Below are 17,131 nucleotides of genomic sequence, written 5' to 3'. Positions count from 1 at the left end.
TCATTTATGTGAATTGGGGACTGTCCCCAATTCACATACAGGAGGACGTATGAAGCAGGCGCGTCCGTACCCGCGCGTCACAGTCACCCGCAAGGCGGCGCGATCGCTCGCCGGTGGTCACCCGTGGGTCTTCGAGGGCGAGGTCATCACCGCAGAGCGCGCGGAAAACGGCTCGATCGTGGACGTCTTCGAGGAGAACGGCACGTGGCAGGGCGCTGGACTGCTCTCCCAGGAGTCAAAGATTCGCGTGCGCATCGTGAGCCGCAACGCCAACGACCGCTTTGACGACGCCTTCTGGGCGCGCCGCATCGCGTGGGCCTGGCAGCACCGCCGCACGACCCTGGGAGGTCGCGGCCTGCCCGGCGCCGAGCCGGACACCACCTGCTGCCGCGTGGTCTTCTCCGAGGCCGACGGTCTGCCGGGCCTCGTGGCCGACCGCTACGAGAACGTGCTGGTAACGCAGGTGGGCACCGTGGGCATGGAGCGCCTGCGCCCCGTCGTGTATCGCGCGCTCGTAGACGCCCTCGCCGCGGACGGCGAGAAGATCGACGCCGTCTATGAGCGCAACGATGGCGCCGCGCGCGCCAAGGAGGGGCTGCCGCAGTACAAGGGCTGGTGGGACGGGCTGCCCGCACCGGAGACCGCGCGCCTTATGGTGCGCGAGAACGGTCTGCGCTTTAATCTTGACCTGGAGAACAGCCAAAAGACCGGCTTCTTCCTCGACCAGAAGTACAACCGCCGCGCCGTGCGCCAGGCTGCGGCCGGCCGGCGCGTGCTCGACTGCTTCTGCCACGTGGGCCCCTTTGGCCTGAACGCGGCGGCGGGTGGCGCGGAGTTCGTGCGGTGCGTCGACGTGAGTGAGACCGCGATCGAACTCGCGCACGAGAACGCCCGCCTCAACGGCCTAGATGGCCGCATGGACTTCACCTGCGCGAACGTCCTCGACTACCTGCCCGAGCTCGCCCGGAACCGCGCCCGGCTGCGCGAGGAGGGCGGCCCGTTCGACCTCATCGTGCTGGACCCGCCGGCATTCACCAAGAGCCGCGGCACCGTCTCGCACGCTGCGCGCGGCTACCGGGAGATCAATTTCGAGGCCCTGCGCCTGCTGCCCCGCGGTGGCTACCTCGCCACCTGCAGCTGCTCCCACTTCATGACGCGCGACCTTCTCGCCAAGGCGATCGCCGAGGCCGCACATCAGGCAAACGTACAGCTCAAGCAGGTTGAGGAGCGTCAGCAGGCGCCCGATCACCCCATCCTCTGGGGTTTCCCCGAAAGCCACTACCTGGACTTCTTCGTCTTTCAGGTGGTGTAGGGCCCCCCGTCGGCGAACATATCTGAAATCGGTCCCGGGTCGTCGCCCGTCGAGTGCTACATTTATATGCTGATTGACTGACGCGCGACCACGGGAGTTGCAATGCTCGAGCTCTTTGGCATGTTTGTCCTCGCACTCGCCCCCATCATCTGGCTTGTCATCGCGCTGTGCGGGCTGCACATGGAGGCATACGTGGCAAGCCTCGGCGCGCTCGTCGTCGCCGCCGCCTGCGCGATGCTCGGGTGGGGGATGACGCCCATCAACATGGCGACGGCAGCTCTCGAGGGCTTTGCTATGGCAATCTGGCCCATCGTCATCGTGATCATAGCCGCCGTGTTCACCTACAACGTTACCGTTCACACAAGCGGCATGGAGACCATCAAGGCCATGCTTTGCTCGGTCTCCGACGACAGGCGCATCCTCACGCTGCTCATCGCCTGGTGCTTCGGCGGATTTCTCGAGGGCATGGCGGGCTTCGGCACCGCAGTTGCCATCCCTGCGAGCATGCTTGTGGCGCTCGGCGTCTCGCCCGTGACCGCGATTCTCGCGTGCCTGATCGCCAACGGCGTGCCAACGATGTTCGGCTCCATCGGCATCCCCACCACCACGCTCGCCTCCATCACGGGCATCGACGCGTTCCAGCTCGCCTTCACGCAGGCGGTCCAGGTCCTCCCCTTCGTCATCGCCTGCCCGATTCTCATGGTCATGCTCGTCGGGGGCGGACCCAGGGCGCTCAGGGGCGCGCTGCCCGCCGCACTTGTCGCGGGCCTCTCCTTCGGGCTTCCCATGATCGCCGCCGCTCAGTTCGTGGGCCCCACCCTCGCCGATGTGGTTGCGGCAACATGCTCCCTCGTGGCGACGTTCCTCTTTGCGCTCACCCTGCGCGGCGGGGAGGCGCCCGACGAGTACCGGCTCACCAACGTTCATCACTACGAGGGCTTTGGCGGCCCGGCGCTGCAGATTCTTCTCGCCTGGTCCCCGTTCATCCTCATCCTCGTCGCGCTCCTGCTCACAAGCCAGCTCGTTCCCGCCATCTACGAGCCGCTTTCGTCCATTGCCACAACGGTCAACATCTACGCGGGCGACCCCACGGCAACCCTCACCTTCACCTGGATCGACACCCCGGGCGTGATCATCATCGTCTGCGGTATCGTTGGCGGCCTCATTCAGGGATGCAGCGTGCGTGAGCTGCTGCAGGTGCTCCTCGACACGTGCAGGCAGATGGGCAAGACCATCCTCACCATGCTCGGCGTGCTTGCCTGCGCCAAGATCATGGGCTACTCCGGCATGATCGCAAGCATCGCGGCGTTCTTCGTGGGCACGCTCGGTGGCTTCTACCCGCTCGTCGCGCCGCTGCTCGGCGCGCTTGGAACCTTTGTCACCGGCTCCGGCACCTCGAGCGAGGTCCTCTTCGGCAACGTGCAGCTCAGCGCCGCGCAGTCCATCGGCGTCGACCCCACCTGGCTCGTCGCCTCCAACTCTCTTGGCGTCTCCGCGGGCAAGATGCTCTCCCCGCAGAACATCGCCATCGGCTGCGCCGCCTGCGGGCTCGTGGGCAAGGACGGCGAAATCCTTGGCAAGATTGCCAAGTACGCCTTCGGCTTTGCCATCGCCATGGCGATTCTTGTATACGTGGGGTCACTCGTGCTGTAGCGTCAGCTAGCGGCAAGCCGTTCCGCCGGGCGACGGGCAGAGGGGGGAAGGAACGGCCCCTCCTCACCCCCTCGCCTACGTCCGGTTGTGGAACGCTTTCCCAAGGCGGTATGCAAGAACCCCTCTGACTCCATCTTCCTCAGCTGAGGTCATGCTGGATTTTGGAAGCACAACCATAAGGTTGGCGTCGCGGTAAATGATGAACATGTCGGAAAGCTCAAATGCCGAAGAGACCTGTCTCCACTCGAGCTTTTCCGAATCGGGGACGCCAGAAACTCCAAGCTTGAGCCAGCAGTCGCTCAGGCTCATACGCCTGCACTTGGACGCCAGACCAGAGTCCCGATACTGCCGATAGCCGTGTTCGCAGGAAAAGATCAGCAGCGGGAGGGTAACGAGAAGTACGGTGCCACAAAGCCACATCACATTAGAGAGCTCATGGTGCAACGCCAATCCAGCCACAGCAATGCCGGCGCCGATCAGCCACATAATGGCGACAAGCACCACTTGCAGGCGCTGCTTAAAGAACGTATTAAAGTAGAGCGCTCTTCTGAATGTCTCAGCGTCCACCCTAAACGAAAACGCATAGCTCTCTGGCATCATCCGCTCGTCACCTCATACGTCTAATACTGACCGTAACCGGTCTTGACGAACTCCTGCATGGCCACGACGTTATCCATCGATATGGGAACGTAGTCGCGCCCCATCGCCCTAACTCGCCAAAGAATCTCACTCACCATCTCAACCACCGTCGACACCTTGAATGCCGCCTCCATGTCCTTACCGATGCACACGAGGCCGTGGTTCCTCAACATGCAGGCGTTGGCATGCTCGCCGAGCGCCTCGCGCGCGCACTCTGCCAACTCCTCGGTGCCGGGCAACGCGTACGTGCGACAGCACCTAATCGTGTCGCCGAGCGCTTGAGCAGCCTCATCGTGCACGTCAATGGGAATATTCTCGCCTGCAGTGGAAAAAACCGTCGAGAAGATTGGATGCGTGTGGACGCACGCCGCCGCCTCCTGCCGTGCATTGAGAACCCCCAAGTGCATCTTGAGCTCAATCGAAGGGCGCCGATTGCCCTCGATATGATTTCCCGACATATCGAACACGCAGATGTCATCCTCGACAATCTGGTGGTAGTCCATCCCACTTGGCGTAATGTAAAGCAGGCCGTTCTCGCGGTCACAGAAGCTGACGTTACCCCATGTGGCAACGGTAAGCCCGCTGTCCAGCATTCGGGCGCCCGCCTCCTTGACGAGGGTCTTATAGTCGCTTCTCACCCTTCCGTCCCGCACCATAATCCTTCTCCATTCTTCGTTTGCGTGAGCGGCTCTACGCGGAGCGGGACGCCGAATCGAAATGCAAACCGCAGCTCGACCCAAGAACCCAGCGTCCCGCCACGCGATTCTTCCTCCTAGCCCCTGGGCTCGACCTCAGTCGATGCAACCCTACCCACAGCATGGTTGAGCGCGCTGTTCTCGATGAACTCGTGAATGGCGTCCATGTTTTTGTGCACTAGGACATATGCCACGACATACACAACGATGACCGCACCAATCACGATGGGATTTTGGGTCAGAAAGGCGAGGAAAATCACCGCGCCGACCGGCTGGCCGAGAATGACCAGTGAGGTGATCATCGTCGCTCCCTGAAGGTCAATGCCGGTAGAGACGGCAACCTCAGTGAACGCCGCGCCCGTGAGCGTGCACATGTAGAGGTTGGCAATCATAAACAGCAGGCCGCCGATGAACGACTTGAGAATGTTCCCGTTGGAGCATGCAACGAAGGGCTGAATGATATATGGGATTGCAACAAGATCGAGCATGGGCAGGACGAGGTTGCCAGGAAGGATGAAAGAGACGATGAGCGTTGTGGGCATGAGCAGGATGCCAGTGATGAGCGTTGCCGCCTCACCGTAACCAGTGGCGTCGTTTACTGCAAGGTACCACTCGCGGTCGGCGGTGCCGGCAGCCTTCATCTTCTTCTTGCCAGCCTCAGTAATTGCCGAGAAGGACCCGGCAAAGATGCCGGACACCTTGGGGAAAACCGCCATGACGGCAGCAGTGGCAATGCCGCAAGTAGTAATCTCACCCCAAGTGGCGAGCTCGCCCAGCTTGTTGAAGTCACCGATGATGCCGATGAAGAGACCGAGGAACAGGCCCAAGGTCATCGGCTCACCAATGAAGCCGAGCTTCTGGCGCAGCGTCACAGGATCAGCATTGATCTTATAGAGACCGAGTTTGTCAAGCAGCACGTTGAGCGGCACAGCAAAGATGCCTACGGTGGCCGTGTGCAGAGAGGCAATAGTGCAGTTGGGGTACCCGTAGTACGTCGACCAGCGCTTGGCGATAATCTCCGTACAAAGGAGCGTGTAGAGCTGCTGAACGACCATGCACGCCATTGAAAGCCAGAAGTTGCCAGTCAGGACGAAGAGGCAAGAGCCCCAAGCAAAGTACGAGTAGTTATTCCAAAGATCGCCCGCCTGGAAAACCGTTGTGTATCTGACCAAGTAAAGGATAACTTGAAGCGCGATAGCAACGGCAATGTAAATCATACCTACTTGGTAAGAGTAAGCGATAATCGACGTCGTTTGCCAGCCAAGATCGACAATGGGCAGATTGATCCCCACGCTGTTAATCATGTTGTCGATAATCGGCGAGAGAATCGGGCTATACGACCCAATTACCAGAGAGAAGCCCTGGAGTCCCACTCCGGCAGAGAGCGCCGAAAAGAACGCCTTCTTCGGCTTGACTCCCATTGCCACCGCAATAATGAAGATAAAGATCGGTACGAAAACCGCTGCTTGGAACGTTGTAAAGAACATGTTCAGCGCGCTGAGAAACCCTTCCATGTCATCTCCTTCTTTAATGAACGGCGCCGCCTCTCGCTAGTTGCGACGCTCGCCCTAGATTCTGGTTTCCGCCGCCGTTCTACTTGCCCGCTCGACGGAGAGCCCCGAGAGCTTCTTCCTTGAACTCATCCTCACCAAGACCAGTAATGAGACCCATGGCGCTGAACGCGGGAGTACCCTTGGGGTCACCGATGGGGCTCGAGTACGCAATGAAGTCATAGTCACCGCGCATGAGGTAGCCGTCGAGCTCACTGGGGTTGCACTCGTCAGTGTCCACGCTGTAGCCCTCGTCCTCGAACATCTCGACGAGCTTGTTGGCGACCATGTGGCTCGTCACCACGCCCGACCCACAGACCGAAAGAATCCGTATCTTAGTGGCCATTGTTCCTCTCCTTGCCCTCTATCCGCTTGCCTTCCGTTTCCTTACTTGTCGCGTCAGTTCTTGAGCGCTGGGGCCAGAAGGTCAAACACCTCCTCCTCACTCGCCGCGCCCCGCAGCTGCTCAAGCAGGTGCTTGTTTTGGATAACTTCCATCATCTTTTGAAGTGTAGGAACTTGACACTTTGGATCTTTAATTGCAAGCATAAAAATTATTATGGGGTGAAGCGGCTCGTCGCTCAGGTTGCCCATCATGCAGAACTCTACGGGCCTCTCGAGCACAGATACACCAATTGCGCTCTCAAGTACGTGCTCGCTGTCGCAGTGCGAGATGGCAATGTCAAATGCCTCTGCCGGAAGCCCCGTAGGAAACACGCGCTCTCTCTCGATAATCGCCTGCGGGTAGCTGCCCCTTGCGTATCCCGCATCGACAAAACGGTTGGCGATGGTCAGCAGCGCCTCCTCCCGAGACGAGAAGGACTCCCCCACCGCAATTAGCTCTTTCTTGAGTACCATCTACCTCTCCTCTTCCGCGCCGCTGGTCCTAGGCATCACGTGCCTAACGTTTCCCGTCACGGACAAGCCCCTTGGCATCCTGACGGGAGGCAGGCCAAAGCCCGCCCGCACGTCCGCCATCTCAGCGACCTGGGCCTCACTCAGGCCCCGGCCCCCTCCGAGCTGCCGAACGATGTAGCTGATGTGGGCATAGTTCTCGAGCACCTCCATGTGGGCCAGCGCCTCATCGAGTGACGCTCCCCATGTGAGGGCACCGTGGTTGGCAAGAAGAACCGCTCCGTAGTCGCGCACGAAGGGGGCGACACTTTCTGGTACGCCCTCCGTCCCAGGTTTTGCGTACCCTGCAACAGGGACAGCGCCCACCTGAATCATCGCCTCCGAAAGAATCGGGTCGTCAAGGGGAATGCCCGCTATGGCGTAAGATGTCGCATAGATAGGATGAGCGTGGACCACCGCGCCCACCGACGGGTCCTCCCGGTAAACGCGAAGATGCATCTTTGACTCGCTGCTGGGGACACGGACCCCTCGTGCGAGCACCTCGCCCTCCAGGCTCAACCTGACTAGCTCGTCAGGGCTGAGCGCGCCCTTCGAGACGCCGGATGGCGTGATAAGAATGCTCCCGTCATCAAGTCGCACGCTGATGTTGCCGTCGTTGGAGACCACATAGCCCCCGTCGCACAGACGTCGCCCCGCGCCGACAATTGCCTCGCCGGCTTCGCCCTCTCTCATGAATACCTCGCTTTGTTGTTTTTCATTAGTTCGTGTTGGTTTGTCTGACTATATCGTTGATTTTTACTGTGTCAATTTGGATTGTGTCTATAATCGTGTTGATTGTTTGAGTGGTAGCATTTGACTTGTGAGCGGTTTAACGCTGTTCTGCAAGAAACCGGACAGAAGGCGATAGACGTCGGATATGATAGGCAGAGCATCGAGTTGCTAGAAGGTTGGAGACGCTATGCTGGCAGCTGAGCGCAAGCAGAGAATTCGCGAGATCATCCTCGAGAAGAAGAGCGCGTCGGTCGCAGCTCTTGCCAAGCTCTTCTCGGTCACCGACGAGACAATCCGACGCGACCTCAAGTACCTGGAGAAGGAGGGGGTCCTCATCCGCACCTACGGCGGCGCCTTCATCCAGTCCGGCGTTGAGAACCTCGTCGACGCCGAGATCAGAAAAAATGCCTACAAGCAGGAAAAAGAGGAGATCGCCGCGCTCTGCGAGCAACTCATCAGCAATGGCGACGCCATCTTCCTGGACAACTCGACCACCTGCTACTACATCGCACGCGCCATCGCAGACATGCACGTAACCGTAGTCACCAACAACCTCATGATCATAAGCCTGTTCTCAAAGAGCGAGAACATACGGCTCGTAAGCGTGGGCGGTGAGTTCTCGGTAACCGAGCAGTCCTTCTATGGGACCATCGCTCTCAAGACGCTGCGCGAGTACTTTGTGGACAAGGCGTTCATCTCGTGCCGCTCGCTCTCCCTGACCAACGGAGTCACTGAGTCCACCGACCAGTGGGCGCTCATTCGACACCTTATGATCGAGCACTCCGATCGCCGCTACCTCGTCGCAGACCACACGAAATTCGGCCAGACCTCGTTCGTCAGAATCAGCGGGTTCGACGAGCTCACGGCCATCGTTACCGACCGCCCGCTCGACGATGCGTGGTATGAGAAAGTCGAGCAGGTCGGCTGTGACATCATCTGCGGCAACGCAGTTAATGGCCCAGCACCGGCGATGCACTAGCGTTTAGATGCCGCGCGACGGGCGCGGAAGAAGCCCCTCAGCTGACTGGCCGCCTCCTCCGCACGCACTCCGCCCGTAACCTCGAACTCATGGTTGAGCCGCGGGTCATGGCTCACGTCGTAAAGCGTGCCGAGCGCTCCCCCCTTGGGGTCCGAAGCGCCGTACACGCAGCGGTCGATTCGGGCATTCACCATGAGCCCCGCGCACATGAGGCATGGCTCAAGCGTCACGTAGACGGTGCAGCCCGTGAGGCGCCAACGGCCCAGCTCGCGCGCGGCGGCGACCATCGCGGAGAACTCGGCATGGGCAGACGGGTCGGCGTCGGCCTCTCGCCGGTTGTGCGCACGCGCCACCACGCGCCCATCGCACACCACCACGGCGCCGATGGGCACCTCGCCCTCGGCAGCGGCCAGCTCGGCCTCCTCGAGGGCCATGCCCATATAGGACTCATCCGGCCCCAGGTCCTTCTCGCCAGCGCCCATCTTTTGTCCCTCGCGTCCGCATCTTCCCCACATGGGGTAGGATACTAGTGCTCGCACACTCGGAGGAGTGGCAGAGTGGTTGATTGCAGCGGTCTTGAAAACCGTCGAGCGGGTAACCCCCGTTCCGAGGGTTCGAATCCCTCCTCCTCCGCCTTCTTTCTCCCTGACGAGCCTTCCACACGTTCAGAAACGCAAAAGGCGCCCCGGGCCGCAGCCCAAGGCGCCCAAGCGCGCTCGATGGGAACGGGTGCCCGCCAGAGGCCCCTTATGGCTGCTGCCTCCCGGCCCTGACCAGGTTCGAGGTGTTGCGTCACCCGAACCCATCGAACGCGCTCCCCATGAGTGTAGCAGAAGCTCGCGCGGCGCATGAGGGCGGCCGCCTCGCCCGCCGCAAACGCTCTCCGCGTTTGCCCACCGCCGTCACACCCTCCCCTGGCGCCACCCACGCAGTCCCAGGCTGCGCATAACCTGACTATTTCACCGGAATAATCCTCCGATTTGTCGGGTTATGCGCAGCTGACCGGGGTACCAGACCCATAACCGCCCGCCGATGGGCCGCCATCCCCGCCCGACGGCGCGCTACCCTTGTCACAACCCGATCGCAAGGAGGCCCCATGCGCAACAACTTCTGCAAGACCCCTCTCTGGGAGTGCAACGACGAGCTCGTACGCGTAGCGCAGGGCGCACGTCCCGCCGACCTCGTGATTCGCCACGCTAACCTCGTGAGCGTAACCACGCACGAGGTTCTTCCGGACACCGACATTGCCATCGCGCGCGGACGCGTGGCCTACCTCGGCCTGGGCGAGCACACGGCCGAGCACTGCATCGGTCCCGACACGCAGGTCGTGGACGCGCGCGGCCTCTACGCCGCCCCCGGCCTCATGGACAGCCACATCCACATCGAGAGTGCCATGATCGGCCCGGCCGAATACGCGCGCGCCGTCGTGCCGCACGGGACCACCGGCATCTTCTGCGACCCGCACGAGGTCGGAAACGTTGCCGGCATGGAGGGCGTCCGCGCTATGTTCGATGACGCCCGCCGCACGCCGCTCAAGGCCATGATGACCCCGCCGTCCTGCGTGCCGGCCGTGACGGGCGTGGAGGACACCGGCGCCGAGATCACCGCGGCGGACATCGCGGACAGCATGGCGTGGGATAACGTCGTCGGCCTCGGGGAGATGATGAACTTCCCCGGCATCCTTGCGGGCGAGAAGAACGCGATTGATGAAGTGCGTGAGACGCTCAAGGCTGACCGCGTTGTCACCGGGCACTTCCCCTCCCCCGACCGAGACCGCGGCCTCAACGCCTACGTCGCCGCCGGCGTCTCCTCCTGTCACGAGTCCGGTGGCTTTGACGAGGTGCTCGCAAAGCTCCGCCTGGGCATGTACGTGCAGCTGCGCCAGGGCTCGGCCTGGCTCAACCTGCCCGGCTATCTCCCGCAGCTCGTGGCGAGCGGCGTTGACACGCGCCTGTGCCTGCTCTGTTCCGACGACAACCACCCGCACACCCTCGTGGACGAGGGCCACATGGACCGCATCCTGCGGACGGCCGTCGAGCTTGGGCTCGACCCGGTTACCGCCCTCCAGATGGCCACGATCAACTGCGCGCAGTACTTCGGGCTTGCGCACGATATGGGCTCGATCACGCCGGGCAAGTGCGCCGACATCGTTCTTCTCGACGACCTCGAGGGCTTCCATGCGCGTAAGGTCTTCATTGACGGCGAGCTGGTGGCCGAGGACGGCCGCGCCCTCTTCTCGCCCTCGCCCTACGAGTGGCCCGACTTCATGACGCACACCATGAGACTCGGCTTCGTTCCCACGCCCGAGACGTTCCGCTTTGACGCCTGCGGCCGCGCGGACGGCACCGCGCGCGTGCGCGCCATGGGCATCGAGCCAGGCGACACCCTCACACGCGACATCGTCGTGGAGGTGCCCGTGCGCGACGGGGCGCTGCTCGCAGACCCCGGGCACGACATCCTCAAGGTCTGCGTCTTCGACCGCCACCACGGAGAGGCGGGAACGCGCTCCCAGGGCTTCGTCACGGGCTTTGGCATCCACGGGGCGCTCGCGCAGACCGTCTCCCACGACGCTCACAACCTGCTCGTCATGGGCGACAACGACGAGGACATGGCGCTTGCGGCGCGCACGCTCGCGGAGTGCGGCGGGGGCGAGGTCGCGGTGGCGGACGGAAAGGTGCTCGCCCTCGTGGAGCTGCCCGTGTGCGGCCTCATGAGCACCGAGCGCGTCGAGGTCGTCGCCGAGAAGGTCGCGGGGGCGAGAAGGGCATGGGAGCAGATGGGCTGCACGATGCCCTCGCCCTTCATGACGATGGGCGTGATGTCGCTCGCGTGCGTCCCCGAGCTGCGCCTCACCAACCGCGGCTACGTGAACTGCCTCACCTTCGAGATGGAGAGCCTGCTCGTGGAGTAGACCTGACAAAGGTGACAGGGTCAACCGTCATGTCGCCCCGCCGACACACATAGACGAGGGCCCGTCGGCGCATCGTACGCGCCCCGGGCCCCCACTTTTGGCAGCTGCCTAGCAATTACGCTCACACAGTGCGTCGGCACGGACGTCAATCCGTCGTGCCGTCGCTCCCTGCACGGCGTATATCATTCCCAATGCGTTGCGTCACCGAGGCAACATTGCGGTGAACGGTCATATTCACCGACGAAGCACATCTCGCCGACAAGACCTCCACAGCCGCGATAGGATGTATCGGGTGCACCGACCCAAAGGAGTGAGCATGGCAAAGAAGTCCGCCGTTCGGCGCCGGAGTGAGCAAAGCGAGTTCAGCGACGACGCCTTTGAGAACGTCCGAGCCTCCATGACGTACGACTACAACGAGCTTGTCCTGGCGCGCGCCGCCGAGCGCATCCACCCGCGCACCAAGCAGTACCTGACCTTCGTCAACCTTGCGTCCCTGCTGATCCTCGTGTTCTGCGCCTGGAACTTCCGGGACAACAACGCTCTGCTCATCGTGCTGGCCGTCATCGCGTTTGCCCTGCTTTACGTCTGGGCCAACTGGAACACCATCCAGCTGCGCCTCGCCCGCCGGGGCAGCCTCGCGCTCGAGGGCCCCAACGAGCGCAGGCACGTGGTCGTCTGCGACGACGCGGTCCACGTGCAGACCAACCTCGGCAGCTCGACAACCTACCCGCTCTCCGACCTCAAGTGGGTGAGCGCCACCGATGAGTGCCTCCTCGCGAGCTTCGGCCGCAGGCGCTACGTCTACATCCCCCGTCGCTGCCTGAGCGAGAACCGCTATCGCGACCTCATCCGCTTCCTCGAAGACCAGCGATAAGCACGACCTGGCAGGGGCGCACGAGGCGTGCAAAGGGGACAGGCACTTTCGCACGGCACACCGTGCTAAAGTGCCTGTCCCCTTTGCACGCCTTTGCACGCCTCGCGCGCCTACACGATTTAGCTGCGCCAGACAACGGCCTCATAGGGGCGCAGCGCGCCGGGCGCGGGCGCATCGTCGTAGTTGCCGAGAACAACCTCGTACTTCTCGACCCCTAGGTCCGCGAGCCGGCACGGCGCGTCGGAGAAGGAGCACGCCACCACCAGCCGCTCGTCGCCGAGCGTGCGCTCGTACGCGATGACCTTGGGCGCCTCCTCCCCGGCATCGAGGAAGCGAACCTCCCCCGTCGCGATCACGTCGGACGCGTGCCGCAGCTTGACGAGCGAGCGGTAGAACTCGAACATCGACCCCTCGACGCCCACCTCGGCCTCGGCGTTTACGAGCCTCGCCGACGCCGGGATCCCAATCCACGGCTCCCCCGAGGTGAAGCCCGCGGCCGGGGCGGAGCTCCACTGCATGGGCGTGCGGCCGTTGTCGCGCGAGCGCTCGTTCACCACGTGCAGCGCCTCTGCGGGGCCCTTTCCCATCTCGAGCATGATCTGGTAGTAGTTGCGGCTCTCCACGTCGCGGAGCTGCTCGATGGAGTCGTAGCCGGGGTTGACCATTCCGAGCTCGTCCCCCTGATAGACGTAGGGAGTCCCCTTCATGAGGAAGTCGCAGACGGCAAGCATCTTCCCCACGCGCTCCCAGCTGCCCCCACGCTCTCCCACGCCCGCGCGACCGCCGAAACGTGTCACCGCGCGCGGCTGGTCATGGTTGTCCCAGAAAAGCGCGTTCCAGCCGCCCCCGGCCTGCATGCCCTCCTGCCACGTGCGGAAAATCGAGCGCAGCTGCCCGATGTCGGGCTCTGCGAGCTCCCACTTCTTGCCGGCGGCGTAGTCGACCTTAAGATGGTGGAAGCTGAAGCTCATGGAGAGCTCGTGGTCCTCCGGCCGCGTGTAGCGCACGCAGTTCTCCAGCGTGGTCGAGGCCATCTCCCCCACGGTCATCATGCCGTCAATCCCCGCGCGCGCCACGAGCTCGCGCAGATACTCGTGCACGTGGGGCCCGTCTGAGAAGAGGCTCCGCCCCCGGCCGGAGAGGTCGTCCTCAAAGACCTCCGGCTTGGATATGAGGTTCACCACGTCGAAGCGGAACCCGTCCACGCCGCGCTCCTTCCAGAAGCGCACCACGGCGGCGCACGCCTCGCGCACCTCGGGATTGGTCCAGTCAAGATCGGGCTGGCTCACGTCGTGCAGGTGGAGGTACCACTTGCCGAGGCGCGGCTCCCACTTCCAGGCGCTGCCCCCGAAGGCGCAGTCCCAGTTGGTGGGTGGCTGCCCGGGGTCGCCCGGGCCGGAGGAGCCCCGCCCGTCGCGCAGGATGTAGTACGCGCGATACCGCTCGTCCCCGGCAAGGGCATGCTGGAACCACTCGTGATCGCAGGAGGTGTGGCAGAGCACCATATCGAGCATGATGCCGATCTCGCGCTTGTGGGCCTGTGCGACGAGCTCGTCAAAGTCGTCCATCGTGCCATACACGGGATCGACGGCGCGATAGTCCGAGATGTCGTAGCCGCCGTCACGCTGGGGCGAGGGGTAGAACGGCGTCAGCCACAGGTAGTCCACGCCCAGCCGAGCCAGGTAGTCGAGCTTGCCCGTAATGCCAGGCAGGTCACCCACGCCGTCGCCGTCGCTGTCACAGAAGCTCTTAACGTAGATCTGGTAGACCACGCTCCTGCGGAAGTCCTTCTCGATCGCTGCCATCCGGCAGCCTCCTCTCAACGTAGGGCCTGAACGGTGGCGCGCCGCGTCAGGCGCGATAGGTGGCGACGGTCGTAACGCCGGCCTCGGCATCCATGCCGTCGAGCAGCGCAAGGCCGGTAGCGGAGCCCTCGCCCGTCACCACGAAGGCGACGGCGGTGGGATACCCCGCCGCGCGTATCTTCTCGGCGGAGAAGGTCATGAGCGGCTGGCCGGCGCTCACGCGCTGGCCCTGCTCAACGAGACAGGCAAAGCCGTCTCCGCCCATCTCGACAGTGTCCACGCCCACGTGGACAAGAAGCTCCATGCCGTCATCGAGCACGAGGCCGATCGCATGGTTGGAGCCGGGCATCGTGGCGACAACGGTGGCGTCGGCGGGCCCGACAACGGTATCCGCCCCGGCGGCGGGCTCGATGGCCAGGCCGTCGCCCATGGCCTTGCTGGAGAAGACCGGGTCGGGCATCTCGGTGATGGGGCGCACCGTCCCGGAGAGCGGGGCGAGAAGGACGCGGTCAGTGGCGGCGGCAGACGGGGCGGGCGCGGCGGCCTCGGGAGCCTTGGCGGGGGCGGCCGCGGTCACAACGCCGCGGTCCTTCTCGCCAAGCTGGCGCATCCCCACGAAGTAGGTGAGCGCGAACGGGACCACGATGGCGATGAGCATGCACGCCGCGAAGATCCCCCAGAAGTTGAAGACGATCGAGAGGATGCCCGGCAGGCCGCCGACGCCGATGGAGAGCGCCTGGACGCCGAAGCCCGTGCAGACCATGGCGGCGCAGGCCGAGCCGATCATGCCGCAGACCAGCGGGAACTTGTACTTGAGGTTGACGCCGAAGAGCGCGGGCTCGGTGACGCCGAGGTAGCACGAGATGCAGGCGGGAATGTTGACCTGCTCGGCGCGCTCGTTGCGGCGCTGGAGCACCGTCATGGCAAGGACCGCGGAGCCCTGCGCGATGTTGGAGAGCGCGATCATGGGCCAGAGCGTGGTGTAGCCGAGCTGGTTCACGAGCTGGGTGTCGATGGCGTTTGTCATGTGGTGCAGGCCGGTCATGACGAGCGGGGCGTACACGGCGCCGAAGAGCGCGGCAAAGAGCACGCGGACGTCAGAGGAGAGGCCCCAGTTGACCACCTCGGCGATCGCGTTGCCGATGGCCCAGCCGATGGGGCCCACGACCAGGTGCGCGATGAAGACGGCCGGCACGAGCGACATGAACGGCACGACGATCATGCGGACGATCTCAGGCGTGACCCGGGTGAAGAACTTCTCGAGCCACACCAGCACGAAGGCCGCCATGAGCGAGGCGATGACCTGGCCCTGGTAGCCGGTCCCGAGGAAGGAGTGGAAGCCGAAGTCATAGGTGTGCGCCGCGATGTCCTCGGCGGTGGCGGTGGCCACGGAGAAGCCGTTGAGCAGCTGCGGCGAGACGAGCGTCAGTCCGAGGACGATGCCGAGGATCTGGGTGGTTCCCATCTTGCGCGTGACCGACCAGCAGATCCCCACGGGCAGCATGTGGAAGACGGCCTCGCCGATGACCCACAGGAAGTTGTACATGCCGTTCCAGAACGTCCACATGTCGGCGATCGACTTGGTGCCGTGCTGGAGGTCGAAGGCCCCCGCGTCGGTGAAGAAGTTGACCTCGCCGATGATGTTGCGGAAGCCGAGGATGAGACCGCCACAGATGAGGACAGGGATGATGGGGGCAAAAATCTCGCCGAGGATGCCCATGGCGCGCTGGAGCGGGTTCTGGTTGGCGCCCGCGGCCTCCTTGGAGACCCCCTCGATGCCGGAGATCGCGGTGAACTCCTGGTAGAAGTCGGCGACGTCGTTCCCGATGATGACTTGGAACTGCCCCGCCTGTGTGAAGGTGCCCTTCGCGCTCGGCAGCTCCTCAATGGCCTCGGCGTCGGCCTTGCCCGGGTCCACCAGCACGAAGCGCATGCGCGTCATGCAGTGGGTGACGGCGGAGATGTTCCCCTTGCCTCCCACGAGGTCGAGGAGCCTCCCGGCGTCCTCTGTGTACTTGCCCATAAGCTACCTCCTCTTGGTAACCTTACCCGACCTTCCGCGTGCGCCCCCAGGCGCATAAACTTATTTGAATAAGTTCATGGTCAGTGTCTCACTACTTATTTGAATAAGTTTGACATCGACGGTGAACGGTTGAAGAATGTCCGTAAACGGCTCGTTTTGCGACAGAATTCTTATTTGAATAAGATGTACAGCACATGAGGAGGAGGGGTTATGAAGGCGCGCTATGACGTCATATTCCGGGAGATTCGGGACAGCATCGAGCGAGGGGAGTTCCCCTTTCAGTCGTTCCTCCCGTCAGAGGCGGAGCTCACGGCGGCCTTCGGCTGCTCGCACAATACGCTGCGCCGCTCCCTGGGACTGCTTCGCGAGCAGGGCTACGTACAGCCGGTCCACGGCAAGGGGGTGCGCGTCGTCTACCAGCCGCAGGAGCGAACCTCATTCACGGTGGGAGGGATAGAGTCCTTCCGCGAGGCGGGGGAACGCGCTCACCTTGACACGCGGACGGAGGTGGCGCGCGTGGAGCAGGTCGTCGTCGACGACCGGCTGGCCGGGCTCACGGGCTTCTCCGCGGGCGACGAGCTCACCTACGTCATCCGCGTGCGCCATATCGGCGGCGAGGCGCTCATCCTCGACCACAGCTACTTCCGCACCTCCTCGATTCCGGGCATCACCGTCGAGGTCGCGCGCAGGTCGATCTACGACCACATCGAGAAGACCCTCGGGATAGCGATCGCCATGAGCAAGCGAACCATCACCGTGGAGCGCGCCAGCGAGAAGGACCGTGCGCTCCTCGACCTCGACGACATCGACTACCTCGCCGTTGTCTCGAGCCAGACCTTTGACTCCCAGGGGGTCCTCATCGAGTGGACGCAGTCCAGGCACCGGCCGGACCACTTCTGCTTCCGCGACACCGCCGTCCGCCAGCGGGTGTGACCACCGCAGTCGCGTGCAAGGGGGACAGGCGGCGTGCGAAGGGGACGGCGTGCAAAGGGGACAGGCACTTTTGCACGGTTCCGTGCAAAAGTGCCTGTCCCCTTTGCACGCCGTCCCCTTCGCACGCCCCC

15 protein-coding genes, 1 tRNA gene and 1 other RNA gene are annotated in these 17,131 nt (G+C 63.3%); 7 read left to right on the top strand and 10 right to left on the bottom strand.

Annotated features, from left to right (window positions below; genetic code table 11):
* Nucleotides 1-49 precede the first annotated feature (49 nt).
* Together BQ7391_RS02610 and BQ7391_RS02605 are read left to right on the top strand one after the other, a co-directional pair.
* Nucleotides 50-1,312: a class I SAM-dependent rRNA methyltransferase gene (locus BQ7391_RS02610; protein WP_075279176.1), complete on the top strand. Its 1,263-nt coding sequence runs from the start codon at nucleotides 50-52 to the stop codon at nucleotides 1,310-1,312.
* 102 nt (nucleotides 1,313-1,414) lie between these two features.
* Nucleotides 1,415-2,965 (top strand): L-lactate permease, encoded by a 1,551-nt coding sequence (locus tag BQ7391_RS02605; protein ID WP_075279175.1) that lies wholly within the window; start codon nucleotides 1,415-1,417, stop codon nucleotides 2,963-2,965.
* A gap of 75 nt (nucleotides 2,966-3,040) precedes the next feature.
* Here the strand turns inward: BQ7391_RS02605 and BQ7391_RS02600 are convergent, their stop codons facing one another.
* The 6 genes from BQ7391_RS02600 to BQ7391_RS02575 all read right to left on the bottom strand — a co-directional run bounded on the left by BQ7391_RS02600 (nucleotide 3,041) and on the right by BQ7391_RS02575 (nucleotide 7,436).
* A complete protein-coding gene (locus BQ7391_RS02600; protein ID WP_159437342.1) occupies nucleotides 3,041-3,562 on the bottom strand; it encodes a YcxB family protein in 522 nt (173 codons plus the stop codon).
* Between the two features lie 23 nt (nucleotides 3,563-3,585).
* Nucleotides 3,586-4,260 carry a class II aldolase/adducin family protein gene (locus tag BQ7391_RS02595; RefSeq protein WP_075279173.1) on the bottom strand — a complete coding sequence of 225 codons (675 nt, stop codon included), beginning with the start codon at nucleotides 4,258-4,260 and terminating at the stop codon, nucleotides 3,586-3,588.
* A 116-nt stretch (nucleotides 4,261-4,376) separates the two neighbouring features.
* Nucleotides 4,377-5,813 carry a PTS galactitol transporter subunit IIC gene (locus BQ7391_RS02590; RefSeq protein ID WP_083662054.1) on the bottom strand — a complete coding sequence of 479 codons (1,437 nt, stop codon included), beginning with the start codon at nucleotides 5,811-5,813 and terminating at the stop codon, nucleotides 4,377-4,379.
* 79 nt (nucleotides 5,814-5,892) lie between these two features.
* Nucleotides 5,893-6,195 (bottom strand): PTS sugar transporter subunit IIB, encoded by a 303-nt coding sequence (locus BQ7391_RS02585; protein WP_075279172.1) that lies wholly within the window; start codon nucleotides 6,193-6,195, stop codon nucleotides 5,893-5,895.
* 53 nt (nucleotides 6,196-6,248) lie between these two features.
* Nucleotides 6,249-6,707: a PTS sugar transporter subunit IIA gene (locus BQ7391_RS02580; RefSeq protein WP_075279171.1), complete on the bottom strand. Its 459-nt coding sequence runs from the start codon at nucleotides 6,705-6,707 to the stop codon at nucleotides 6,249-6,251.
* Nucleotides 6,708-7,436: a class II aldolase/adducin family protein gene (locus BQ7391_RS02575; protein ID WP_075279170.1), complete on the bottom strand. Its 729-nt coding sequence runs from the start codon at nucleotides 7,434-7,436 to the stop codon at nucleotides 6,708-6,710.
* Between the two features lie 226 nt (nucleotides 7,437-7,662).
* Here BQ7391_RS02575 and BQ7391_RS02570 point away from each other — a divergent pair, with 226 nt between their 5' ends.
* Nucleotides 7,663-8,454 carry a DeoR/GlpR family DNA-binding transcription regulator gene (locus BQ7391_RS02570; protein ID WP_075279169.1) on the top strand — a complete coding sequence of 264 codons (792 nt, stop codon included), beginning with the start codon at nucleotides 7,663-7,665 and terminating at the stop codon, nucleotides 8,452-8,454.
* Here the strand turns inward: BQ7391_RS02570 and tadA are convergent.
* Nucleotides 8,451-8,936 carry a tRNA adenosine(34) deaminase TadA gene (gene tadA / locus BQ7391_RS02565; protein ID WP_075279168.1) on the bottom strand — a complete coding sequence of 162 codons (486 nt, stop codon included), beginning with the start codon at nucleotides 8,934-8,936 and terminating at the stop codon, nucleotides 8,451-8,453. The genes BQ7391_RS02570 and tadA overlap by 4 nt on opposite strands.
* A 61-nt stretch (nucleotides 8,937-8,997) precedes the next feature.
* On the opposite strand from tadA, the gene BQ7391_RS02560 reads away from it, so the two are divergent.
* A tRNA-Ser gene (locus tag BQ7391_RS02560) sits at nucleotides 8,998-9,087 on the top strand.
* An 80-nt stretch (nucleotides 9,088-9,167) separates the two neighbouring features.
* Here BQ7391_RS02560 and ffs read toward each other — a convergent pair.
* Nucleotides 9,168-9,263: signal recognition particle sRNA small type (ffs, locus tag BQ7391_RS02555), an RNA gene on the bottom strand.
* 287 nt (nucleotides 9,264-9,550) lie between these two features.
* On the opposite strand from ffs, the gene ade reads away from it, so the two are divergent.
* A complete protein-coding gene (gene ade, locus BQ7391_RS02550; protein ID WP_075279167.1) occupies nucleotides 9,551-11,365 on the top strand; it encodes an adenine deaminase in 1,815 nt (604 codons plus the stop codon).
* 316 nt (nucleotides 11,366-11,681) lie between these two features.
* Nucleotides 11,682-12,239 (top strand): YcxB family protein, encoded by a 558-nt coding sequence (locus tag BQ7391_RS02545; protein ID WP_075279166.1) that lies wholly within the window; start codon nucleotides 11,682-11,684, stop codon nucleotides 12,237-12,239.
* A gap of 119 nt (nucleotides 12,240-12,358) precedes the next feature.
* Here BQ7391_RS02545 and BQ7391_RS02540 read toward each other — a convergent pair whose 3' ends face one another.
* Nucleotides 12,359-14,044 (bottom strand): alpha,alpha-phosphotrehalase, encoded by a 1,686-nt coding sequence (locus BQ7391_RS02540; protein WP_075279165.1) that lies wholly within the window; start codon nucleotides 14,042-14,044, stop codon nucleotides 12,359-12,361.
* A 46-nt stretch (nucleotides 14,045-14,090) separates the two neighbouring features.
* A complete protein-coding gene (treP, locus tag BQ7391_RS02535; RefSeq protein ID WP_075279164.1) occupies nucleotides 14,091-16,067 on the bottom strand; it encodes a PTS system trehalose-specific EIIBC component in 1,977 nt (658 codons plus the stop codon).
* 210 nt (nucleotides 16,068-16,277) lie between these two features.
* On the opposite strand from treP, the gene BQ7391_RS02530 reads away from it, so the two are divergent.
* Complete coding sequence (locus BQ7391_RS02530) at nucleotides 16,278-17,000, top strand: UTRA domain-containing protein (RefSeq protein WP_075279163.1); 723 nt, start codon at nucleotides 16,278-16,280, stop codon at nucleotides 16,998-17,000.
* Nucleotides 17,001-17,131 lie beyond the last annotated feature (131 nt).

Origin of the sequence: Thermophilibacter provencensis (assembly GCF_900128445.1) — a bacterium.
GTDB classification, from domain to species: domain Bacteria; phylum Actinomycetota; class Coriobacteriia; order Coriobacteriales; family Atopobiaceae; genus Thermophilibacter; species Thermophilibacter provencensis.
The sequence above is the reverse complement of the archived record's forward strand: the minus strand, read 5'-3'. Positions and strand labels throughout refer to the sequence as shown.

What these genes read in the sequence shown, in the direction of transcription:
- BQ7391_RS02610 (WP_075279176.1), top strand. Translation starts at nt 50, where the DNA reads ATGAAGCAGGCGCGTCCGTACCCGCGCGTCACAGTCACCCGCAAGGCG.
- BQ7391_RS02605 (WP_075279175.1), top strand. Translation starts at nt 1,415, where the DNA reads ATGCTCGAGCTCTTTGGCATGTTTGTCCTCGCACTCGCCCCCATCATC.
- BQ7391_RS02600 (WP_159437342.1), bottom strand. Translation starts at nt 3,562, where the DNA reads ATGCCAGAGAGCTATGCGTTTTCGTTTAGGGTGGACGCTGAGACATTC.
- BQ7391_RS02595 (WP_075279173.1), bottom strand. Translation starts at nt 4,260, where the DNA reads ATGGTGCGGGACGGAAGGGTGAGAAGCGACTATAAGACCCTCGTCAAG.
- BQ7391_RS02590 (WP_083662054.1), bottom strand. Translation starts at nt 5,813, where the DNA reads ATGGAAGGGTTTCTCAGCGCGCTGAACATGTTCTTTACAACGTTCCAA.
- BQ7391_RS02585 (WP_075279172.1), bottom strand. Translation starts at nt 6,195, where the DNA reads ATGGCCACTAAGATACGGATTCTTTCGGTCTGTGGGTCGGGCGTGGTG.
- BQ7391_RS02580 (WP_075279171.1), bottom strand. Translation starts at nt 6,707, where the DNA reads ATGGTACTCAAGAAAGAGCTAATTGCGGTGGGGGAGTCCTTCTCGTCT.
- BQ7391_RS02575 (WP_075279170.1), bottom strand. Translation starts at nt 7,436, where the DNA reads ATGAGAGAGGGCGAAGCCGGCGAGGCAATTGTCGGCGCGGGGCGACGT.
- BQ7391_RS02570 (WP_075279169.1), top strand. Translation starts at nt 7,663, where the DNA reads ATGCTGGCAGCTGAGCGCAAGCAGAGAATTCGCGAGATCATCCTCGAG.
- tadA (WP_075279168.1), bottom strand. Translation starts at nt 8,936, where the DNA reads ATGGGCGCTGGCGAGAAGGACCTGGGGCCGGATGAGTCCTATATGGGC.
- ade (WP_075279167.1), top strand. Translation starts at nt 9,551, where the DNA reads ATGCGCAACAACTTCTGCAAGACCCCTCTCTGGGAGTGCAACGACGAG.
- BQ7391_RS02545 (WP_075279166.1), top strand. Translation starts at nt 11,682, where the DNA reads ATGGCAAAGAAGTCCGCCGTTCGGCGCCGGAGTGAGCAAAGCGAGTTC.
- BQ7391_RS02540 (WP_075279165.1), bottom strand. Translation starts at nt 14,044, where the DNA reads ATGGCAGCGATCGAGAAGGACTTCCGCAGGAGCGTGGTCTACCAGATC.
- treP (WP_075279164.1), bottom strand. Translation starts at nt 16,067, where the DNA reads ATGGGCAAGTACACAGAGGACGCCGGGAGGCTCCTCGACCTCGTGGGA.
- BQ7391_RS02530 (WP_075279163.1), top strand. Translation starts at nt 16,278, where the DNA reads ATGAAGGCGCGCTATGACGTCATATTCCGGGAGATTCGGGACAGCATC.